This window comes from Agrobacterium sp. D14 (assembly GCF_001526505.1).
In the GTDB taxonomy this organism is placed as follows: Bacteria; Pseudomonadota; Alphaproteobacteria; order Rhizobiales; family Rhizobiaceae; genus Agrobacterium; species Agrobacterium leguminum.
Map to the genome: position 1 here is coordinate 127,343 of NZ_ASXX01000009.1, position 15,489 is coordinate 142,831.

At 57.9% G+C, this 15,489-nt stretch carries 16 protein-coding genes; 3 read left to right on the top strand and 13 right to left on the bottom strand.

The features are described from left to right. Positions 1-25: 25 nt before the first annotated feature. Together L901_RS08110 and L901_RS08115 are read right to left on the bottom strand one after the other, a co-directional pair. A complete protein-coding gene (locus L901_RS08110; RefSeq protein ID WP_059755339.1) occupies positions 26-427 on the bottom strand; it encodes a DoxX family protein in 402 nt (133 codons plus the stop codon). Between the two features lie 12 nt (positions 428-439). Then, positions 440-1,228: an NAD(P)H-binding protein gene (locus L901_RS08115; RefSeq protein ID WP_059755342.1), complete on the bottom strand. Its 789-nt coding sequence runs from the start codon at positions 1,226-1,228 to the stop codon at positions 440-442. A 129-nt stretch (positions 1,229-1,357) separates the two neighbouring features. Here L901_RS08115 and L901_RS08120 point away from each other — a divergent pair, with 129 nt between their 5' ends. Then, positions 1,358-1,756 carry a helix-turn-helix domain-containing protein gene (locus L901_RS08120; RefSeq protein WP_059755345.1) on the top strand — a complete coding sequence of 133 codons (399 nt, stop codon included), beginning with the start codon at positions 1,358-1,360 and terminating at the stop codon, positions 1,754-1,756. Between the two features lie 197 nt (positions 1,757-1,953). Here L901_RS08120 and L901_RS08125 read toward each other — a convergent pair whose 3' ends face one another. Continuing rightward, positions 1,954-2,532 (bottom strand): hypothetical protein, encoded by a 579-nt coding sequence (locus L901_RS08125; RefSeq protein ID WP_059755349.1) that lies wholly within the window; start codon positions 2,530-2,532, stop codon positions 1,954-1,956. Between the two features lie 38 nt (positions 2,533-2,570). Continuing rightward, positions 2,571-3,479 (bottom strand): SMP-30/gluconolactonase/LRE family protein, encoded by a 909-nt coding sequence (locus tag L901_RS08130; RefSeq protein WP_245289616.1) that lies wholly within the window; start codon positions 3,477-3,479, stop codon positions 2,571-2,573. A 231-nt stretch (positions 3,480-3,710) separates the two neighbouring features. Between L901_RS08130 and L901_RS08135 the strand changes: the two genes are divergently transcribed. Further along, a complete protein-coding gene (locus L901_RS08135; protein ID WP_245289617.1) occupies positions 3,711-4,487 on the top strand; it encodes a MurR/RpiR family transcriptional regulator in 777 nt (258 codons plus the stop codon). A 19-nt stretch (positions 4,488-4,506) separates the two neighbouring features. On the opposite strand, the gene L901_RS08140 is transcribed toward L901_RS08135, so the two are convergent. The 7 genes from L901_RS08140 to L901_RS08170 form a co-directional block, all read right to left on the bottom strand. Next, entirely contained in the window at positions 4,507-5,223 is a 717-nt protein-coding gene (locus tag L901_RS08140; protein WP_059755350.1) for an aspartate/glutamate racemase family protein, read from the bottom strand. 30 nt (positions 5,224-5,253) lie between these two features. Next, complete coding sequence (locus tag L901_RS08145) at positions 5,254-6,159, bottom strand: ABC transporter substrate-binding protein (RefSeq protein ID WP_059755469.1); 906 nt, start codon at positions 6,157-6,159, stop codon at positions 5,254-5,256. A 10-nt stretch (positions 6,160-6,169) separates the two neighbouring features. Next, positions 6,170-7,324 carry an ABC transporter ATP-binding protein gene (locus L901_RS08150; RefSeq protein WP_059755353.1) on the bottom strand — a complete coding sequence of 385 codons (1,155 nt, stop codon included), beginning with the start codon at positions 7,322-7,324 and terminating at the stop codon, positions 6,170-6,172. 3 nt (positions 7,325-7,327) lie between these two features. Next, positions 7,328-8,164, bottom strand: coding sequence for a carbohydrate ABC transporter permease (locus L901_RS08155; protein WP_059755356.1), 837 nt, complete (start codon positions 8,162-8,164; stop codon positions 7,328-7,330). Then, positions 8,161-9,021 (bottom strand): carbohydrate ABC transporter permease, encoded by an 861-nt coding sequence (locus tag L901_RS08160; protein WP_371259710.1) that lies wholly within the window; start codon positions 9,019-9,021, stop codon positions 8,161-8,163. The genes L901_RS08155 and L901_RS08160 overlap by 4 nt, the downstream gene beginning before the upstream one ends. A 72-nt stretch (positions 9,022-9,093) precedes the next feature. Continuing rightward, positions 9,094-10,353 (bottom strand): ABC transporter substrate-binding protein, encoded by a 1,260-nt coding sequence (locus tag L901_RS08165; RefSeq protein WP_059755360.1) that lies wholly within the window; start codon positions 10,351-10,353, stop codon positions 9,094-9,096. A 66-nt stretch (positions 10,354-10,419) separates the two neighbouring features. After that, a complete protein-coding gene (locus L901_RS08170) occupies positions 10,420-11,679 on the bottom strand; it encodes a M24 family metallopeptidase (RefSeq protein ID WP_371259711.1) in 1,260 nt (419 codons plus the stop codon). A 3-nt stretch (positions 11,680-11,682) separates the two neighbouring features. Between L901_RS08170 and L901_RS27665 the strand changes: the two genes are divergently transcribed. Next, the gene (locus L901_RS27665) at positions 11,683-12,060 is read left to right on the top strand and encodes a hypothetical protein (RefSeq protein WP_245289625.1); all 378 of its coding nucleotides are present in this window, start codon (positions 11,683-11,685) and stop codon (positions 12,058-12,060) included. Positions 12,061-12,489: 429 nt separating this feature from the next. Here L901_RS27665 and L901_RS08175 read toward each other — a convergent pair whose 3' ends face one another. Both L901_RS08175 and L901_RS08180 read right to left on the bottom strand, forming a co-directional pair. After that, the gene (locus L901_RS08175; protein ID WP_059755366.1) at positions 12,490-13,695 is read right to left on the bottom strand and encodes an MFS transporter; all 1,206 of its coding nucleotides are present in this window, start codon (positions 13,693-13,695) and stop codon (positions 12,490-12,492) included. A 297-nt stretch (positions 13,696-13,992) separates the two neighbouring features. Continuing rightward, entirely contained in the window at positions 13,993-15,297 is a 1,305-nt protein-coding gene (locus tag L901_RS08180; RefSeq protein ID WP_059755368.1) for an adenylate/guanylate cyclase domain-containing protein, read from the bottom strand. Positions 15,298-15,489: the final 192 nt, after the last annotated feature.

The following is a 15,489-nucleotide window of genomic DNA, read 5'->3' on the forward strand; positions in this document are numbered from 1 at the left end:
CGGCGGTAGCGCCACGCCCGCGGATTCAAGCCGGCAAGGGCTGGACGGAGGGAGCGTAAGGTAACTTGCGCTTTCTGGCGTCGTTCTGGGTCAGGAACGAGGTCACTAGCATGACGAGGCCGACAGTCGCAGGGATCATTCCACCGTAGTCTCCAGCCGCCATGTGCGCCGAGTTGGCGAGCAGCAGGTGGAAGAACATGCCGGCATAGGCCAGGTCGCTGAGAAAGAGACTGCGCCGTGACAGGATCGCGACGACGCCGAGCGGTTTCAACACGATCAGCAACGGCACCAGGTAGGCAGGGTAGCCGAGCGCGACGATCATGCCACGTACTGTGTCACCGTCAGTGATGTAAAACGTCGTCGACGCCAGATAAAGCAGGCTGATCAGGCTCGTGGCAACCCAATAGACAATCTTCTTGATCTTCATGAATGAGGCCTCTCAGGCAAGGCTTTTGGCGAGCAGGTCACGCAGCCTTTGCGGCTTACGGCCCGACAGTCGTTCGAGGTCGGTGGTCAGGATATCGTATTTTCCGGCGACGAAATCGCGCTTGATGTCAGTGAGAGCCCCGATCACGACGTCAGGCAAACCGGCTTGGTTTAGTCCTCCTTGCAGCACCTCTTCCGTGATGACCACGAAGGGGATCGACTTGCCCGTCACTTCGGAAAGTGCGGCAGCCCGATCTTCACCGCTAAGCGTCTCGGGCCCGGTGACATTGTATATGGCGCCGGAGTGGCCGTCGGACACCAACACGCCGGCAAGTGCGGCCGCGAGGTCGTCACGCGAGACATAGGCCACCCGCTCGGACCCAAGACCGGCAACAAGGCCCTGATCGATTGCGCTCTTCAACTCGTCTATCATGGCTTCGATGTAGTAGTTCATGCGCATGATCGTCCAGCGTGGCGCATGGCGGATCAGGTGCTGCTCGGCGGTCCAGTAGGCCTCGCCAATGGCGGGAGTAGTCTCTTCCCGCGTTCCGGCAGCCGAAACCAGATAGACGTGTGCAACACCCGCCTTCACTGCAGCATCGACGGCAGCAGAGATCTGACGACCGCGCACGCCGGGCTCGAGCTGTGCAGAAGGAATGAGGATCAGCCGGTCGAGGCCGGCAATTGCAGTGTTTGGCGTTCGCGAGATGGCTACAATGTTATGCCCACGTCCGCGGGCGTGAAGTTCACGAATGATCGCTTGGCCCAGGTGACCACTTGCGCCGCTTACTCCGATATTCATGGTTGATCCTTCCGTTACAAACCATTAGTGCGTAACGATATGAAGGTAACTGACACGTCACGCAAGAACGCACGATTTTGAACGTGACGAACCAGAAGGTGCGTATTGGCGGAACAAGGGAGTTGTCTTGTGACGAAAATTGATCCGAAATCGATCGATGCAGATTATGCATCCGAGGGCGAGGCCAACTGTAAAGCACTCGGTCAGATATTTGAGCGGATCGGCGATAAGTGGACGATCATGATCGTCGGCGTGCTATCAAATGGACCCATGCGATTCAACGCGATGCAGCGGGCCATCCCGGGCCTGTCACACAAGATGCTGACGGTGACATTGCGCGGTCTCGAGCGCGATGGACTGGTGAAGCGCACGGCGTTCGCCACCATTCCGCCGCGTGTTGACTACGAACTGACACCCCAGGGCTATTCGCTGAATGGACCTTTGCTCACGCTCGCAAACTGGGCGCGAAACCAGCAAGCCTATATCGAAAAATCACGGCGTGAATTCGATGAGCGCACACAGGGCTAACCACCAATACCGCTGACACGCCTTCTGGAGGAGGTATCACCAGGATCGGCCGCCCTGATCGTTACACGCATCGCGCAGACCGTGAAGATTTATCTGTAGAGTTCGCCGTGGTGACTTGCTGATCGAACCGATACTGCTTTCGCCTGAAACTGTGATGCCCGAATTGAAGACACCGTAAGCACGTCGCCCGCTCCGGTTCATCGAACCGCGTAGAATGGCTTGGCGTTTTCATCGATGCGAACCCGGTCGATCGAAGCCATGTCGGCATAGTGCATCACCAGGGCTTCGGGTGCTTCCACATGAAACGGAGCGTCCGTCGCATGCGTGGTGACGATGCCGATGACCTTTTCCGAAAATCCCATTTCACTCAAAAGCATACCGGCAAGAACGCCATGGGGGATTTGTCGGCTGAGAGGACTGCGTTCGATACCATCAACAGCGGGGCGAAACATCAAAAGCTTGTCGATGTCATGCAGAAAAAGAGCTTCATCCAGAGCTGCGGCATCAAAGACGAATTTGTCCCGCGCGCAAAACGCCGCCGCGATCGCGCGGCCCATCGTCACGACATCGTTGGTATGATCGATGAGGCCGCATTTCAGCCCGGGCGACACGGGAACGTCTTCCAGTCGCTCGAAGGCGCTGCTCGCCCACATAATCGACCAGGCTTCGACAATACGTTCAGCGGACTGCCCCGTCACTGTTTCGAGACCCGGCAGCAAAGCGCGAACTTTTTCGCGATGATGAGGTTCGACACGGTTAGTATGATAAAATGGCATTCGTATTCTCTCCCCGTCTTTTGAAATGCATGGCCGCCTCAGGAAACAGTTGCCCCGGCAAACGGCATCTCCACCGCCAAGATCCTTGAGCCGGCGCTGTCGGCAATAAACAAAACCCGGCTGTCATTCTCCCCAAAGGTGATATTCGAGGTAGATGTTCCCTCGGGAACGTCCACGATATGGGTAAGGCGTCCCGCTTCGTCGAAACGCAGCACCCCAAGCCCGGGCTGAGCGACGATGAGGCCTCCTTCGCAATCCATCGCCAGCCCGTCAGGCCCGCCGCCACCGGAAAGATTGAGAAAAATACCCACCTTGCTGACACCGCCATCCCTGACGAAAGGGAGGCGCCAGATCGCATTGGCGCGTGTCACCGCGACGAAAAGCCAGTTTGCATCACGGCTGAGCACGAGACCGTTGGGGCTTGGAATGCCCGTCAGTATCCGTTCGAGCCGCAGGGATGAGATGTTCCAGCGATAGACAGCGCCGTTAGGTTCCTGAAGACCGGATTGCCCCTGATCGGTAAAATAAATCCAGCCGTTCGGGCCGATCGTCAGATCATTGAGGCCGCGGAAGCGCTCTCCGCGATAGTTGTCGACAAGCACCACTGCCTCACCGCGCGCGTTGATCTCGACAAGACCAAGCCGATGGTCGGCGACGAGAATGCGTCCGTCCCGCAAAATTTTAAGACCGTTCGGCCAACCCTCGTAGGTGGTGACGAGTTCCGGCCGACCGTCTTCGCTCACCCGAATGATCCGCCCGAAAGGTATGTCCACCAGATAGAGGTTGCCATGTCCGTCGAAGCAGGGCCCTTCGAGAAAAGAACCCAGAAGCCGGCCTCCAAGCTGACAGTCCGCCCAGTCGCTGCGGCGAGGCGCCACCCATTCAGGCGGCAATGTCACACGGGTGGCGGCCTTCAGACGGATCGGTGGATCGAGATAAAACATCATGCCCCCTGATCGTTTTCGTGCGGTGGCCGTTCATCGATACTTGCGGACAAGCTTGCGGTTGTCCTAACGTTCGCTTCAATCGCATACAGATGAAGGGTGCCCCGTGAGTCCGTCCTCGAAGTCGACCACAACCAAGCAACGACCGCGCTCGCTTGAGGCCAGAATCTATGCGATCTATTCCACCCTCTCGCCCGCCGAGAAGCGGCTGGCCGATATCTCTTGCAATATCAGATGGATCTTCCAAGCTATACGGCGGGTGAGCTGGCGGCCAAGGCGCAGGTCTCGAAGGCGACCGCCGCCCGATTGATCCGTACGCTTGGATACGAAACTTACCCCGATGCGAAACGGCAGATACGGGCCGACCAGCATTGGGGATCGCCCCGCGCGGGGCTCGAGGATCCCAATCTGGCGCCATCAGGCAGTGTCTCCCTTAGCGGCACGGTCGAAACGGACATTGAAAACATCCGCACAACCGCCGAAAGCCTCTCGGAAACCACACTCAACGACATAAGCCAGGCCATCGTGCGCTCGCGCCGCCTGTGGATCATGGGCCTGCGCAGCGGTTACGGCCTTGCGATCCTTGCTTCTCACTACTTCAGACTGATGAAAGACGACGTGCAGGTGCTGCCCGTTGGCGGTGGAACATATTCCCACGAAATCGCCTCCATCACCAAAGGTGACGTCGTGCTGTTCATCGCCTTTCGTCGTCGCCCTCGACTGCTGGCGACGATCATCAAGGAGGCCCGGGCCGCCGGTGCGACCACCGTGCTCATTACCGATCTCAGCGCTGCCGCAAGCGCCAAGGCCGCCAACCACGTCCTGCGGTGCCGGTGCCAATCGCCTTCTCCCTTCAATTCCTTCGCTGCCGCCATAACGATCATCAACTACCTCGCCTGGAGCGTTTCAACCTCCATGGGCGAGGCGAGCCTGAAGCGTTTCGAAAAAATCGACCGGCTGGTGAAATTGCTCGACGACGTCTCCACCCCACAAACGAATATCGGGCGTTAAGGGGTTGGGAAGCGTCCAGTCAGCTTAGCTTTTCAAGAACGTGAAAACGCGTCGGTGTCGCCCAGACACCGGATTTGGATGTCGACAGCCCACATCTCACCAGCGTCTCGGCAAGGCCGACAGCCGCCGAGACACCATCCACGACCGGAACACCATGCGTTCGCTGCAGATCCTGCGCAAAAGCCGCCATACCGGCGCAGCCCAGGGCAACGCCCTCCGCACCCAGCGCCAGCCCCTGGCGTATGAAAGAGGAAATTTTCTCGAACGCGCCGCTTTCAGGGTTTTCCAGCTCCAGAACGGGAATATCCGTAGCAAACACGCGGCGGCAACGGGTGAAAAAGCCGTAGCGGTGAATATTGTCTTCGATAACAGGCGCGGAACGGGAAAGCGTGGTCACGACGCAGAAGCTGTGCGCAACAAGGCTCGCGGCATGAAACGAAGCTTCTCCGATCCCGATAACAGGCTTGGATGCGACCGCGCGCGCCGCGTCGAGACCCGTATCGTCAAAACACGCGATGATATGAGCATCTGCCCCCTCACGCTCGGCAGCGACGATTTCCCTCAGGAGGCCCGGCACCGAAAGCGCACCATCGAACGGACCCTCGATGGCTTCTGGCCCGACCGTCGGCTGGCGGCCGATAATGTCCGTACCGGCCGCTGCCGCAAGACGGGCGGCGGCGGCAATGCGCTGCGTCATGGAGGCGGTCGTGTTCGGATTGATGACTGCGATGCGCATCGTCTTGTTTCTCCTTACGAGCTGCTGTGCTCACACACCCGCGAAAGCAGCGGTCGGACGGGTATCGATGAGGTCGTCATAGTGGATCGGGGCCTGCGTGAGATGTCCATCCGCAATGCCCTGCTGCCACCGGGCAAAGGCTTGCGGATCGATACGCGGTATCGTCCACATGCCATTGCCGCGGTAGATATCGGTCAGCCGGACAAGCAGATCCGGCGCGAATTTGGGAAAGGTTTTCGCCAGAAAATCGACATATCCCTCAGCCTCGTTCGCCAATATCCATTGCATGCCGCGACCGAGCGCACTTGAGAACCGGGTCTGGGCATCCAGCCGCTCATCGCTGCTCTCGTTTTGTGCGTAGTAGACGCTCCACGGTATGTTTCCACCCGTGACGGGCAATTCCGCCACGACGTGAACATCGTTCTTGGCCGCAAGCGTGACCGCGGAGGGATAGTCGATAACCAGATAATCGCCCATGCCGCCGACAAAGAGATCGCTGAGCATCTTTCCATCGAGGTCCTGGACGAACTGGACGTTTCGCGGCTCGACACCCTTTTCGCGCAACAGGAGTTTCGTGAAAAGGCCAACGCTTGCGCCATTGCTGCCCTTCATCGAGATTGTTTTACCAGCCATGGCCCGCCAGTCGAAATCAGCCGCTTGTTCCCGGCCGAGAATGGCAAGCGGCGCTCGCGCGGCAATCTGGGCATAGGGCGTATAACGCTTGCCACGGCCGTGGAACATGGATGGCACCCATATGCCGCCAAGAGCGGCGTCGGCCTTGCCCGATGCGATATCGCTCAAGACCAGGTCCCAGGGAGATGGGACGCTTGCCGTGACGGCCAACCCCTCCTCCTCAAAGAAACCCTGCCAGACAGCCACATATTCTGGAAGATAGTTAAGGCTGTGTCCCGTCGCCGAAACGTGAAAATTCTGCATGACCACCACCTTAATTTATGAAAACGCGATCGCCGCTGTCGACATCGAACCAGAGAACGTCCTCCGCCCGGTAATCCAGCCCGCACGCTTCTCCGACCTTTACGCCGGGATTGCCAGAAACTCGAACGAAAACAAGGTCATGCTCAAGTAGCGATTCGCCCTTGACCGTTTTGTTTGTCATCAGTCGGCAACCGATCACCGTCTCGGCGCCCAGCCGCTCGATGACGGCGACCTGCGCCGGCAGGCGGCCTTCGCCTGCCGGATGAAGCGTGATCTTTTCCGGCCGGACGCCGAAGGTCAGTTCCCGCCGGGACGGCAACGCCGCCCCGTGCTCGACTTCAAGATCGCCGGAAAATTCGAGCAAGGCGCCATTGACCGACGCTGGAATGAGATTCATCGGCGGCGAGCCGACAAAGCGCGCCACGAAAGTGTTGGCCGGATGGTCGTAAATCTCGTCCGGGGTATCGACCTGTTGCACGATGCCCTTGTTCATGACGATGATGCGCGTCGCCATCGTCATCGCTTCGACCTGGTCATGCGTGACATAGACGAAGGTTTTGCCCACCTTGTGGTGCAGCGACGAGATTTCCGAGCGCATTTGCGTGCGCAGCTTGGCGTCAAGGTTGGAAAGAGGTTCATCAAGAAGATAGAGCTCGGGATTGCGAACCAGCGCGCGCGCAAGCGCGACCCGCTGGCGCTGACCGCCGGAAAGACTTGCCGGGCGACGGTCCAGTAGCGGTTCCAGTTCCAGCTGACGGGCAATGTTCAGCGTGCGCTCGGCAATGTCGGGCCGCTTCATCAACTTGTGGCGGGCGACGATATTGACGATCGGCAGGTGATACCACTTGCGGAACGCATCCATGACCAGCGGAAACGCGATGTTTTCCCGAACCGTCATGTGCGGATAGAGCGCGTAGGTCTGGAACACGAAAGCGACGCCGCGACGTTTGGGTTCCCACTCGTTGGCGACCGCGCCATCGAACAACAGCTTGCCGGACGTGATGTCGCTGAGGCCCGCGATCATGCGCAGCAGCGTCGACTTCCCACATCCCGAGGGGCCGAGCAGCACCAGAAACTCGCCGTCATGAATATCTGCGTTGAACGCTTCGATAACGGTGTGGTCTCCAAACGATTTGGAGACATCTTTGAAAGACAAAGCGGACATGAGTTATCCCTTTACTGCGCCAGTCGTGAGACCGGCGACGATCTTGCGCTGGATGAGGAGGAAAAAGACGATCGCCGGCAGGCTGAAGACCAAGGCGGCGCCGAGAACGGCGGACATCGGCGTTTCGTACTGGCCAACGAAGGAGGCAAGGCCGACGCTTGCAGGCCACAGCGTCTGGTCCATCAGGAAGGTCGACGCGAACAGGAATTCGTTCCAGCCCGCGAAGAACGAAACCACTGCGGCCGCCGCGATGCTGGGCATGATCAACGGCAGGATGATCATGGTCAAAACGCTGAAACGCGGGCAATTATCGATGATGGCGGATTCCTCTATCTCATAGGGCACGGCATCCATCGCGCCCTTGAGGACGAAACAGGCGACAGGCAGAGAAAAACCGACATTGGCGAGGATCAGACCCGTCAGGCTGTTCAGCAGGCCGAACGTGATGAACATGGCGTAGAGCGGCACCAGGATAAGCGCCTCGGGAACAACCTGCGTCATGAACAACAGGAAGCCGACAAGGCCTTTCCCATGAAACTTGAAACGGCTGAGCGCATAGCCCGCAAGCGAACCGAGCGTCAGGCTGAGTACAGTGCCGCCGGCCGCAATCAGCAACGTATTGAACAGCCAGCGCCCGATCGGAACCTTGCCGAGTTCATCGACCAGGTCGGGAAAGTGCTGGAGTTGCGGCCATACGACCTGCCCGCTGCCATAAAGCTGGGAGTTCAGGTTGAGTGCCGTGCTCGCCATCCAATAGACAGGAAAACCCGCGAGCACGACGAGAAAGCCGATCAGGAGATAACGCAGGGCCTTGAGCGAGAGCTTCTTGGGCGTCGTCATCGGGACATCCTTTTCATGCGACGTTGCTCGGCAAAATAGTGAATGGCGGCGACCATGAGTGCCAGCGCAAGGCCGACCGCCCCATAGGCGCTGGCCATTCCAAGCTCATGGCCCTCGAAAGCCGTCTGCCGAAGCTTGACGACCAGCGTGCTCGTCGAGCCCAGCGGGCCGCCCCCGGTGAGAAGATAGATCACATCGAAGCGTCGGATGGACCAGACCGTGACGAGCAGGGCCGCAAGCTGGACGGAGGGGCGGATATGCGGCAGGGTAACCGCGCGGAAGGTGCTGATGCCGTCTGCGCCATCGATTTTTGCAGCCTCGCGAACCTCCTGCGGCACGGATTGCAGGGCGGCCAGCACCACCAGCATGACGAAAGGCGCAACCTGCCAGACGGTGACCGCCAGAACCGAGCCAAGCGCATAATCCGTGCTGGTGAGCCAAGCGAACCGCCCGAGCCCGAGCCACTCGGTCATGCGATTGAGGACGCCGGATCGCTCATTGAACATCCAGAGCCATATCAGCGAGGCCGCGACGCCGGGAACGGCCCAGCCGAACAGCAGGATGGCTCTGACGACGGCGCGTCCCTTGAACGGTCGGTCAATCGCCAGCGCCGCCACCAATCCCAGGGTCACGCCGATGATGACGGTCATGACCGTGTATATCAGCGTGACGCTGAGCGAGAGATAGAAAGCCGGGTCATCGATCAGCCGCTCATAGTTGCCGAGGCCGATGAAACGGCCCCGGTTGGGATTGATGATCCGGGTGTTGGTGAAGCTCATATACATCTGCCGGCCGAGCGGCCAGAACATGAACACCACCAGATAGATCATAGGCGGGAGAATGAAGGCATAGGGCAAAATTCTCCCCAGCCGCCTGCTTATATTCAAGCCACTCGCGCTCACATCATTCTCCCTTCCGATGCTTTTCGATCAGAACTGCTTGTCGACGGCAGCCTGTGCTTCCGCCAGAACAGTCTTTGGATCGGCATCTGCGAGGATGGCCTTCTCGACCGCCTGCATGACGAAACGCATGATCTGCGCCGTCTCGACTTCGTGTCCCTTGATCAGGGTGCTGCGCGAGTTTTCGGCGAGCTTCACGAATGTCGGAGCCCAGGGATTGGCCTTGGCATAGGCGTCGCTGACCGGGACATCGGTTGCCAGCGTATCCGGACCCGACGCATCGCGCAGAGCCTGCTGGCCAACGGGGCCGACAAGCCATTTCACGAAAGCGATCGCCTCTTCCTGGTGCTTGCCGTGGGCGCTGACGCCGATGAAAATCTGCTGATGCGCGCCGGGATGCGGGAACGGCATCGGCGCGGAGCCAAGTTCGCCGGTCTGCATGGCGCCGCCGGAAGCAATGTTCAGCGTGCCGCCGGAATTGTCGATCGAGAAGGCGGCATGCTTTTCCTTGAAGCGTGTGCGCTGCGTCGGCATGCTGTCGCCGATCGGCATGATGCCGGAGGCGTACACCTTCTTGAATGCGGCAACAGCCTCGGCCGCCTGCGGCGTATCGATGGTCAGCTTGCCATCGGCATCGACCCAGTTGACGCCATAGCCATAGGCCCAGTTCTGGAAGTCCATGAACCAGCCGTTGAAGTCGTTCATCTGATGGCGACCCGTGAAGCCGATGACGCCCGGCGTTGCGGCGGAGGCGGCCTTGGCGGATACGATCAATTCATCGACTGTCGTTGGAACCTTGGCCTTGGCGGCATCGATCAGCGGCTTGTTGTAGATCAGTGCATAAACGGCACGCTGCCAGCCCAGCCCGTACTGAACGCCGTCGATCTTGCCGTTCTCATTGGTCTTGTTGAGCTTGACGCCGTCTTCGGCAGCCGAAAGATCAACGAGGAAGCCGGCGTCTGCAATCGCATAGAAGAGGCCCTCCTGCATCATGGCAAGATCCGGGCCCTGACCTGCGCCCATCTCCGTCGTCAGCTTGTCGCTGAACTCGGCCGCCGGAATGGCGACCTGCTCCAGGGTCACGTTCGGATTGGTCTCCTGATATTTGGCGACGGCAGCCCAGAGGTTCTTTCCGCGCAATGCATCCAGCCATTGCGAGTTGGCGATTTTCAGCGTCACCTTCTCGCTGGACTGGGCATGGCTCTCGCTTGCGCCAAACCCGACCGTCAACGCCATTCCCATAAGAGCTACGGTGGCTAAGAGCCGCCGGCGATGAATCTTCTCAAACATTTTCGGTTCTCCATCTGGATTTTATTTTTAAGTTTTCTTATCGGCATTCACGGATCCGGCAGTGCGTCAGGCGTCAGCCTTCACACGATGCACTGCAAGCGGGGTATGGTGGCTGAGGTTTTCGGCACCGTTAGCGGTAACAAGGTAGCAATCGCCGATATTGCAGCCTGCCACCTCCGGCTCAAGCCACTGCGAGTGGAGGACGAAGGTCATTCCTTCTTCCAGCCTGTCATGGTTGTTCGACTGAATGTTGTAGGGAATCATTTTCGGCATGGACACGGCATGCCCGACATTGGGGTTATGCGGCCCAAGCGTTGCCGGATAGACATGCATAAGCTTGCGGCCCTGCCGCTCCCAGTCCTCATCCACGACATGCTTGCGCGGGATGAGACGGGGTTGTCCGTCATCTTCGGCAGCCCAGTTATAGGGCATCGTGCGGCTGTTGGCGGAGGACAGGTAACCCCTTTTAATATAGGGATCAAACGAAGCATTGGCGATATCGGAAACAAGTGCGCCGGGCTTTACCAGCGCCGCCGCCGCCTCAACACCTTCGGTGCACATCTGCAGCACCTCTTCCTGCTTGTCGGTAATGTCGCCAACCGCGATCATCCGGGCGATCTGGGCGGTGTATCCCTGGTAGATCACCGCAGAAATATAAAGGTTGATCAGATCGCCATTCCGCACGACATGTCCGTAAGGCTTGCCGCAATGGGTGCCGTACCGATTGATGCCGATCTGGTAGCCGTCGCCGGTCTCACCGCCGCGCGACATCTGCGCATAGGTGAAAGCGGCATAGATTTCGAAATCGGTGACGCCGGGTCGGGTTACATGGTAGGCAGCCTCGATACCGATGCTGGCGAGTTGCGCCGCCGCGCGCACCACGGCCTGCTCCCGCTTCGAGCGGACCTTCTGCATGCGCTCGACAATCGCGCTTGCTTGTACGAACGAGCTTTTGGGCAGACGCTTGCCTAGCCCGCTCCAGTAATTGCTGGAGGTCGCATCGCCAATCAGGCCGATCTGCGCGGATGAGAAACCTTCGCGTTCCAGAAACGAAGCGACGGCCTCGGTAACCTTGTCGACCGTCTTGCCCGGACGGTTGTAAGTCTCCCGTCCCCAGGTGCCAACCTGCCATATGTCTTCGACGAGAACTGGCTCACCGGCCGGCGGCAACAGGACGGAACTGCTGAAAATGGAGAACAGGGTAAGAGGCTTGTCCTCGTCCGTCGGTATGACGAGCACTCCTTCGCGCGCCCAGTCGCAAACATAACGAAGATACGAGTTGGACACCTTGTAGGAGCCGATGGAATCCGCGTGGATCAGGATCACGTCATGACCGGCGACGACGGCCTCTCGGCGGATGCGTCGAAGACGGTCCACAAATTCGCTTTCGGGAAGCGGCCCGACCGGATCAAACTCGAAACTTGGCGTAAAGCCATCGAGCAGGCGCTCAAATCGCCCGCTCTGGGAGGAAAAGGACGAACGATCAAGGACTGTCATCTGGCTTCTCTCATTTCTGACGATAGGGAAAGCTTACAGATGAAAAAAAAATTGCATAGTGGGCCATCAGCCTATCTATTAGGCAAACCGTCTCAACGATGGGCAAATGAAAAAAATACGCATTTTTCGCAAAAGAATCCGTCAGAAGTCATCAATGATGAAAATGGGAATTTCTCAACGAATCAAAGGGTAAATACGGATTTACAATGAAATTGACTGCAAATATTTGTATTCTATGCAGAAAAAAATCGCAAAAATCGACAGGACCGCCGCCTGAAATTTGAACGCGGGCAGTGCAGAAACTGACCAATTCATCACCATTCTATAATGAAAAAAAAGTTCCGTATGACGGCACTCAAAAAAGACAGAAGAGAATTCCGTGTCCCCATCCAGCACGGAACGCAAGCAATCGCCGCTTCTTCGTGAGATAAGAAGCGGCGATGATCATACGGCAAGCTCGTCCGGTTTAAACGAAATCGTTGGACGCGCTCTACCTCTTTGTTTTAACATATTTTCCGGACGTAAAACCGCTTCGCGCTTTTGCTGGAAATGCCCTAGGTCGGCGCCTGCCGAGATCGCTCTCTGCGAGATCTGCGCTGACGTTGCAGGCGCGCCATCCGCTTTTCCGATCAACAGTTCTCAGGCCGACCGCAAAGCGGGTTCGACCTTGCTCGCCGTTAGAAGCGCGAGCAGCGCCGCCATCAGTAAAAGAAAAGCGCTAACACTGAAGGTCACGACATATCCGCTCGTGTCGAAGAGTATCCCTCCGACGACCGCGCCGAAGGTGATCGCCAATTGCACGACCGCCACCATCAAGCCACCGCCAGCCTCCGCGTCTTCAGGAAGCGTTCTTGCCACCCACGTCCACCAGCCGACAGGCGCCGAGGTCGCAAACAGCCCCCAGAGCGCCAGCAATATGGCCGTCAGCGCCACACCGCCGCCAGCGAAGGTGAGTGCGGTCGCTATGAACGCCATTAAAATGGGAATCGTGGTCAAGGTACCGTATAGGGAGTCGTTGACATATCGTCCGATGAGTGTCGTCCCGACAAAGCCTGTCACGCCCATTCCCAGCAACAGCGCGGACAAAGTCGAGACATCAACATGCTCGACGACCTCCAGGAAGGGTCTAAGATAAGTAAACAACGCAAATTGGCCCATGAAGAAGATGCTGACGGCAGCCATACCGAAAGCAACAACTGGCTGCGTCAACAGGTCGAACACGGCGACTGGACTGGTGCGGGCAGTCGTCTTCATCGAAGGCAGGCTGATCAATTGCCAGACGAATACAATTGCGGCGATCGGCACGACGAAGAAGAAGGCCCCGCGCCAACCGATCAGGCCACCGAGAAAACTGCCAAGCGGTGCGGCGATCACCGTCGCCAGCGCGTTGCCTCCATTCAGAATGGCAAGCGCACGCGGCACCTTGTTTGCCGGCACAAGCCGCATCGCGGTCGCGGCGGACATAGACCAGAATCCCCCGATCACGATACCAATGAACGCGCGGCCGAGCATGAAAATCTCATAGTTCGGTGCGATCGCGACGATCGTTCCCGACACAATCATGACCCCCGTCAAAATCAACAACAGAATTTTGCGATCGAGACGACCCGCAATTGCGGAGATAAAAAGACTGGTGAGAACAGCAAAGGCGCCCGAAACCGAAATCGCTTGGCCCGCCTGACCTTCGCTGATGTGGAGATCAGCCGCAATAGGCGTCAGCAAGCTGACCGGCATGAACTCCGAGGCGATAAGGGCGAAGGCGCCAAGCGAGAGGGCGAATACACCACCCCAGGCCGCAACCGGGCTCTCCGTGGCATCCCCGTTCAGGGAAATTGTCGGCTGCATTTCAAACTCACTTTTGCACAACGTGACACAGGCGCCGCTTACGACGGATCACGCCAAATTTCTGGATTTTTCTAACTGTGGTGCGCATTCCCAACGGTTTTCAACCGCTTGCTCAAGCGCGTGTCGGAGCAAGTAATCCGACTGCTCAGTCGGAATGGTTAAGGCAAATATAGTTGCAATAAAATCCGACAACTAGCCGGTTAAAACTGCATGCGCTAATGAGGCTTATTCATAAATGCCGTTCCAGACGACGTTGCTGGAGTTGTGAGATTGCCTCGAAGCCACCAACCCTTGGCGTCACCGATCCAACTTATAGACGGCGACCGGCAGTCCGAAATGCCGAATTGGGACCGAACCAAGAGAGGTAAGCTTTTCCGCATCGGACATATGATGGACAGTTTCTCCTGAAACCAGGCAGTTGGTGCCCATTTCCTTGTTGAGCGCCTGAAGCCGTTGGGCAAGATTAACAGCATCCCCATAGACGGTATATGTTTGCCGCTCACCGGCGCCCACAGTTCCCGCAGCAATAATCCCGGTCGCAATTCCGATCCGAAGTTGGAGCGATATCTCCAGAAATTGCCGCGTTTCTACAGCTGCCAACATATCCTGAGCGGCCCTGACCGCCCGGTCCGCAGGTCGTTCAACGGCAAGGGGGGCGTTGAAGCTCACCAGAACTGCATCGCCAATATAATTTATGACGACTCCACCGTTTTGGTCGACTATCTCGGTGATAGCGGAGAAGAACTCGTTGAGAAGCTCCACCAATTGTATCGGCTGCAACCTCTGCGACATTTTGGTGAAATCTTTTATGTCGGCGAACAGCAGGGTCGCCCGTCGTGTCTGTGGTGCTAGTTGACCTTCATCGACAAGCTCGTTCACGATTGCCGCAGGCACATAACGCGAAAAAAGGTTCTGCACGTGCCTTTGTCTGGCCTTGGCTTCAGCATGCTCACTAACAACTTTGCGCGCTCGGTGGACCGCCAGAGCAGCTATGCCGGTAACAAGAGAAATGATCAGCGCCTCCTGAACCCGGGATGCGATACCCAGGAAATTAGGATTGAGAACAGTTCGCAGGTAGATTTCGGGGCTGGGGGAAATTGGCAGGTCGCTATAACTTAAAATCATATCCATGCCAGAGGCGATCCACCACGTGGCGAACAGGAGGCCACCAGCAGCCCAGGCGCCAGTCCAGAGAACGAGCGGCGGCGACAGGGTCAAAACGGAGGCCGCAACGACCAAGTAATAATGCTGCATCGAGCTTGTCAAAAATACCAGATTCTGCGGAACGTGGCCGCCGCTGCTCAGCGGAACGAAGGCGAGCAACACGGTCACAACGCTCGCGTCGAAAGCAAACAACACGTACCGTGCATGCCTTTCATATTTTGTGCCAATCGCTTTCAGCGTCGTCAGGCCACCCAGCGCTATTACCGCTGTCATCCCGAAAATAGCCAGATTGATTGGAAAATAATAACTTAGCAAATATGCGATCGCGATCAGCAGGATGGCAATAGTTCTCCCGCCCACGGCGATCTTGAACCCGGCTCTTTCCGCTCTGCCCAAGGCCAGCGCCGTCGCATGTGGCAGAAAATTCAGCTTCGCCATAGTCGCCCCATTTCCGGCCGGCTAGAGCCAATTATCGCGTGCCCGACATGCCGGTCGCTGTTCCTGACGGGCCGCACTGGATTGTTCATTCCCAACATCTCCGGCAAGGAAAAGAGAAGACGATCGTTTACTGCGATGGGCCGCAGCCTCATCACGAAGACAAGCGGCCAACGCCCAAATGGAGAGCGGTTC

Excerpts from the sequence above, each read along its gene's own strand:
- L901_RS08110 (WP_059755339.1), bottom strand. The coding sequence starts at position 427 with ATGAAGATCAAGAAGATTGTCTATTGGGTTGCCACGAGCCTGATCAGC.
- L901_RS08115 (WP_059755342.1), bottom strand. The coding sequence starts at position 1,228 with ATGAATATCGGAGTAAGCGGCGCAAGTGGTCACCTGGGCCAAGCGATC.
- L901_RS08125 (WP_059755349.1), bottom strand. The coding sequence starts at position 2,532 with ATGCCATTTTATCATACTAACCGTGTCGAACCTCATCATCGCGAAAAA.
- L901_RS08130 (WP_245289616.1), bottom strand. The coding sequence starts at position 3,479 with ATGATGTTTTATCTCGATCCACCGATCCGTCTGAAGGCCGCCACCCGT.
- L901_RS08135 (WP_245289617.1), top strand. The coding sequence starts at position 3,711 with ATGGATCTTCCAAGCTATACGGCGGGTGAGCTGGCGGCCAAGGCGCAG.
- L901_RS08140 (WP_059755350.1), bottom strand. The coding sequence starts at position 5,223 with ATGCGCATCGCAGTCATCAATCCGAACACGACCGCCTCCATGACGCAG.
- L901_RS08145 (WP_059755469.1), bottom strand. The coding sequence starts at position 6,159 with ATGCAGAATTTTCACGTTTCGGCGACGGGACACAGCCTTAACTATCTT.
- L901_RS08150 (WP_059755353.1), bottom strand. The coding sequence starts at position 7,324 with ATGTCCGCTTTGTCTTTCAAAGATGTCTCCAAATCGTTTGGAGACCAC.
- L901_RS08155 (WP_059755356.1), bottom strand. The coding sequence starts at position 8,164 with ATGACGACGCCCAAGAAGCTCTCGCTCAAGGCCCTGCGTTATCTCCTG.
- L901_RS08165 (WP_059755360.1), bottom strand. The coding sequence starts at position 10,353 with ATGTTTGAGAAGATTCATCGCCGGCGGCTCTTAGCCACCGTAGCTCTT.
- L901_RS27665 (WP_245289625.1), top strand. The coding sequence starts at position 11,683 with ATGACCGGCGACGACGGCCTCTCGGCGGATGCGTCGAAGACGGTCCAC.
- L901_RS08175 (WP_059755366.1), bottom strand. The coding sequence starts at position 13,695 with ATGCAGCCGACAATTTCCCTGAACGGGGATGCCACGGAGAGCCCGGTT.
- L901_RS08180 (WP_059755368.1), bottom strand. The coding sequence starts at position 15,297 with ATGGCGAAGCTGAATTTTCTGCCACATGCGACGGCGCTGGCCTTGGGC.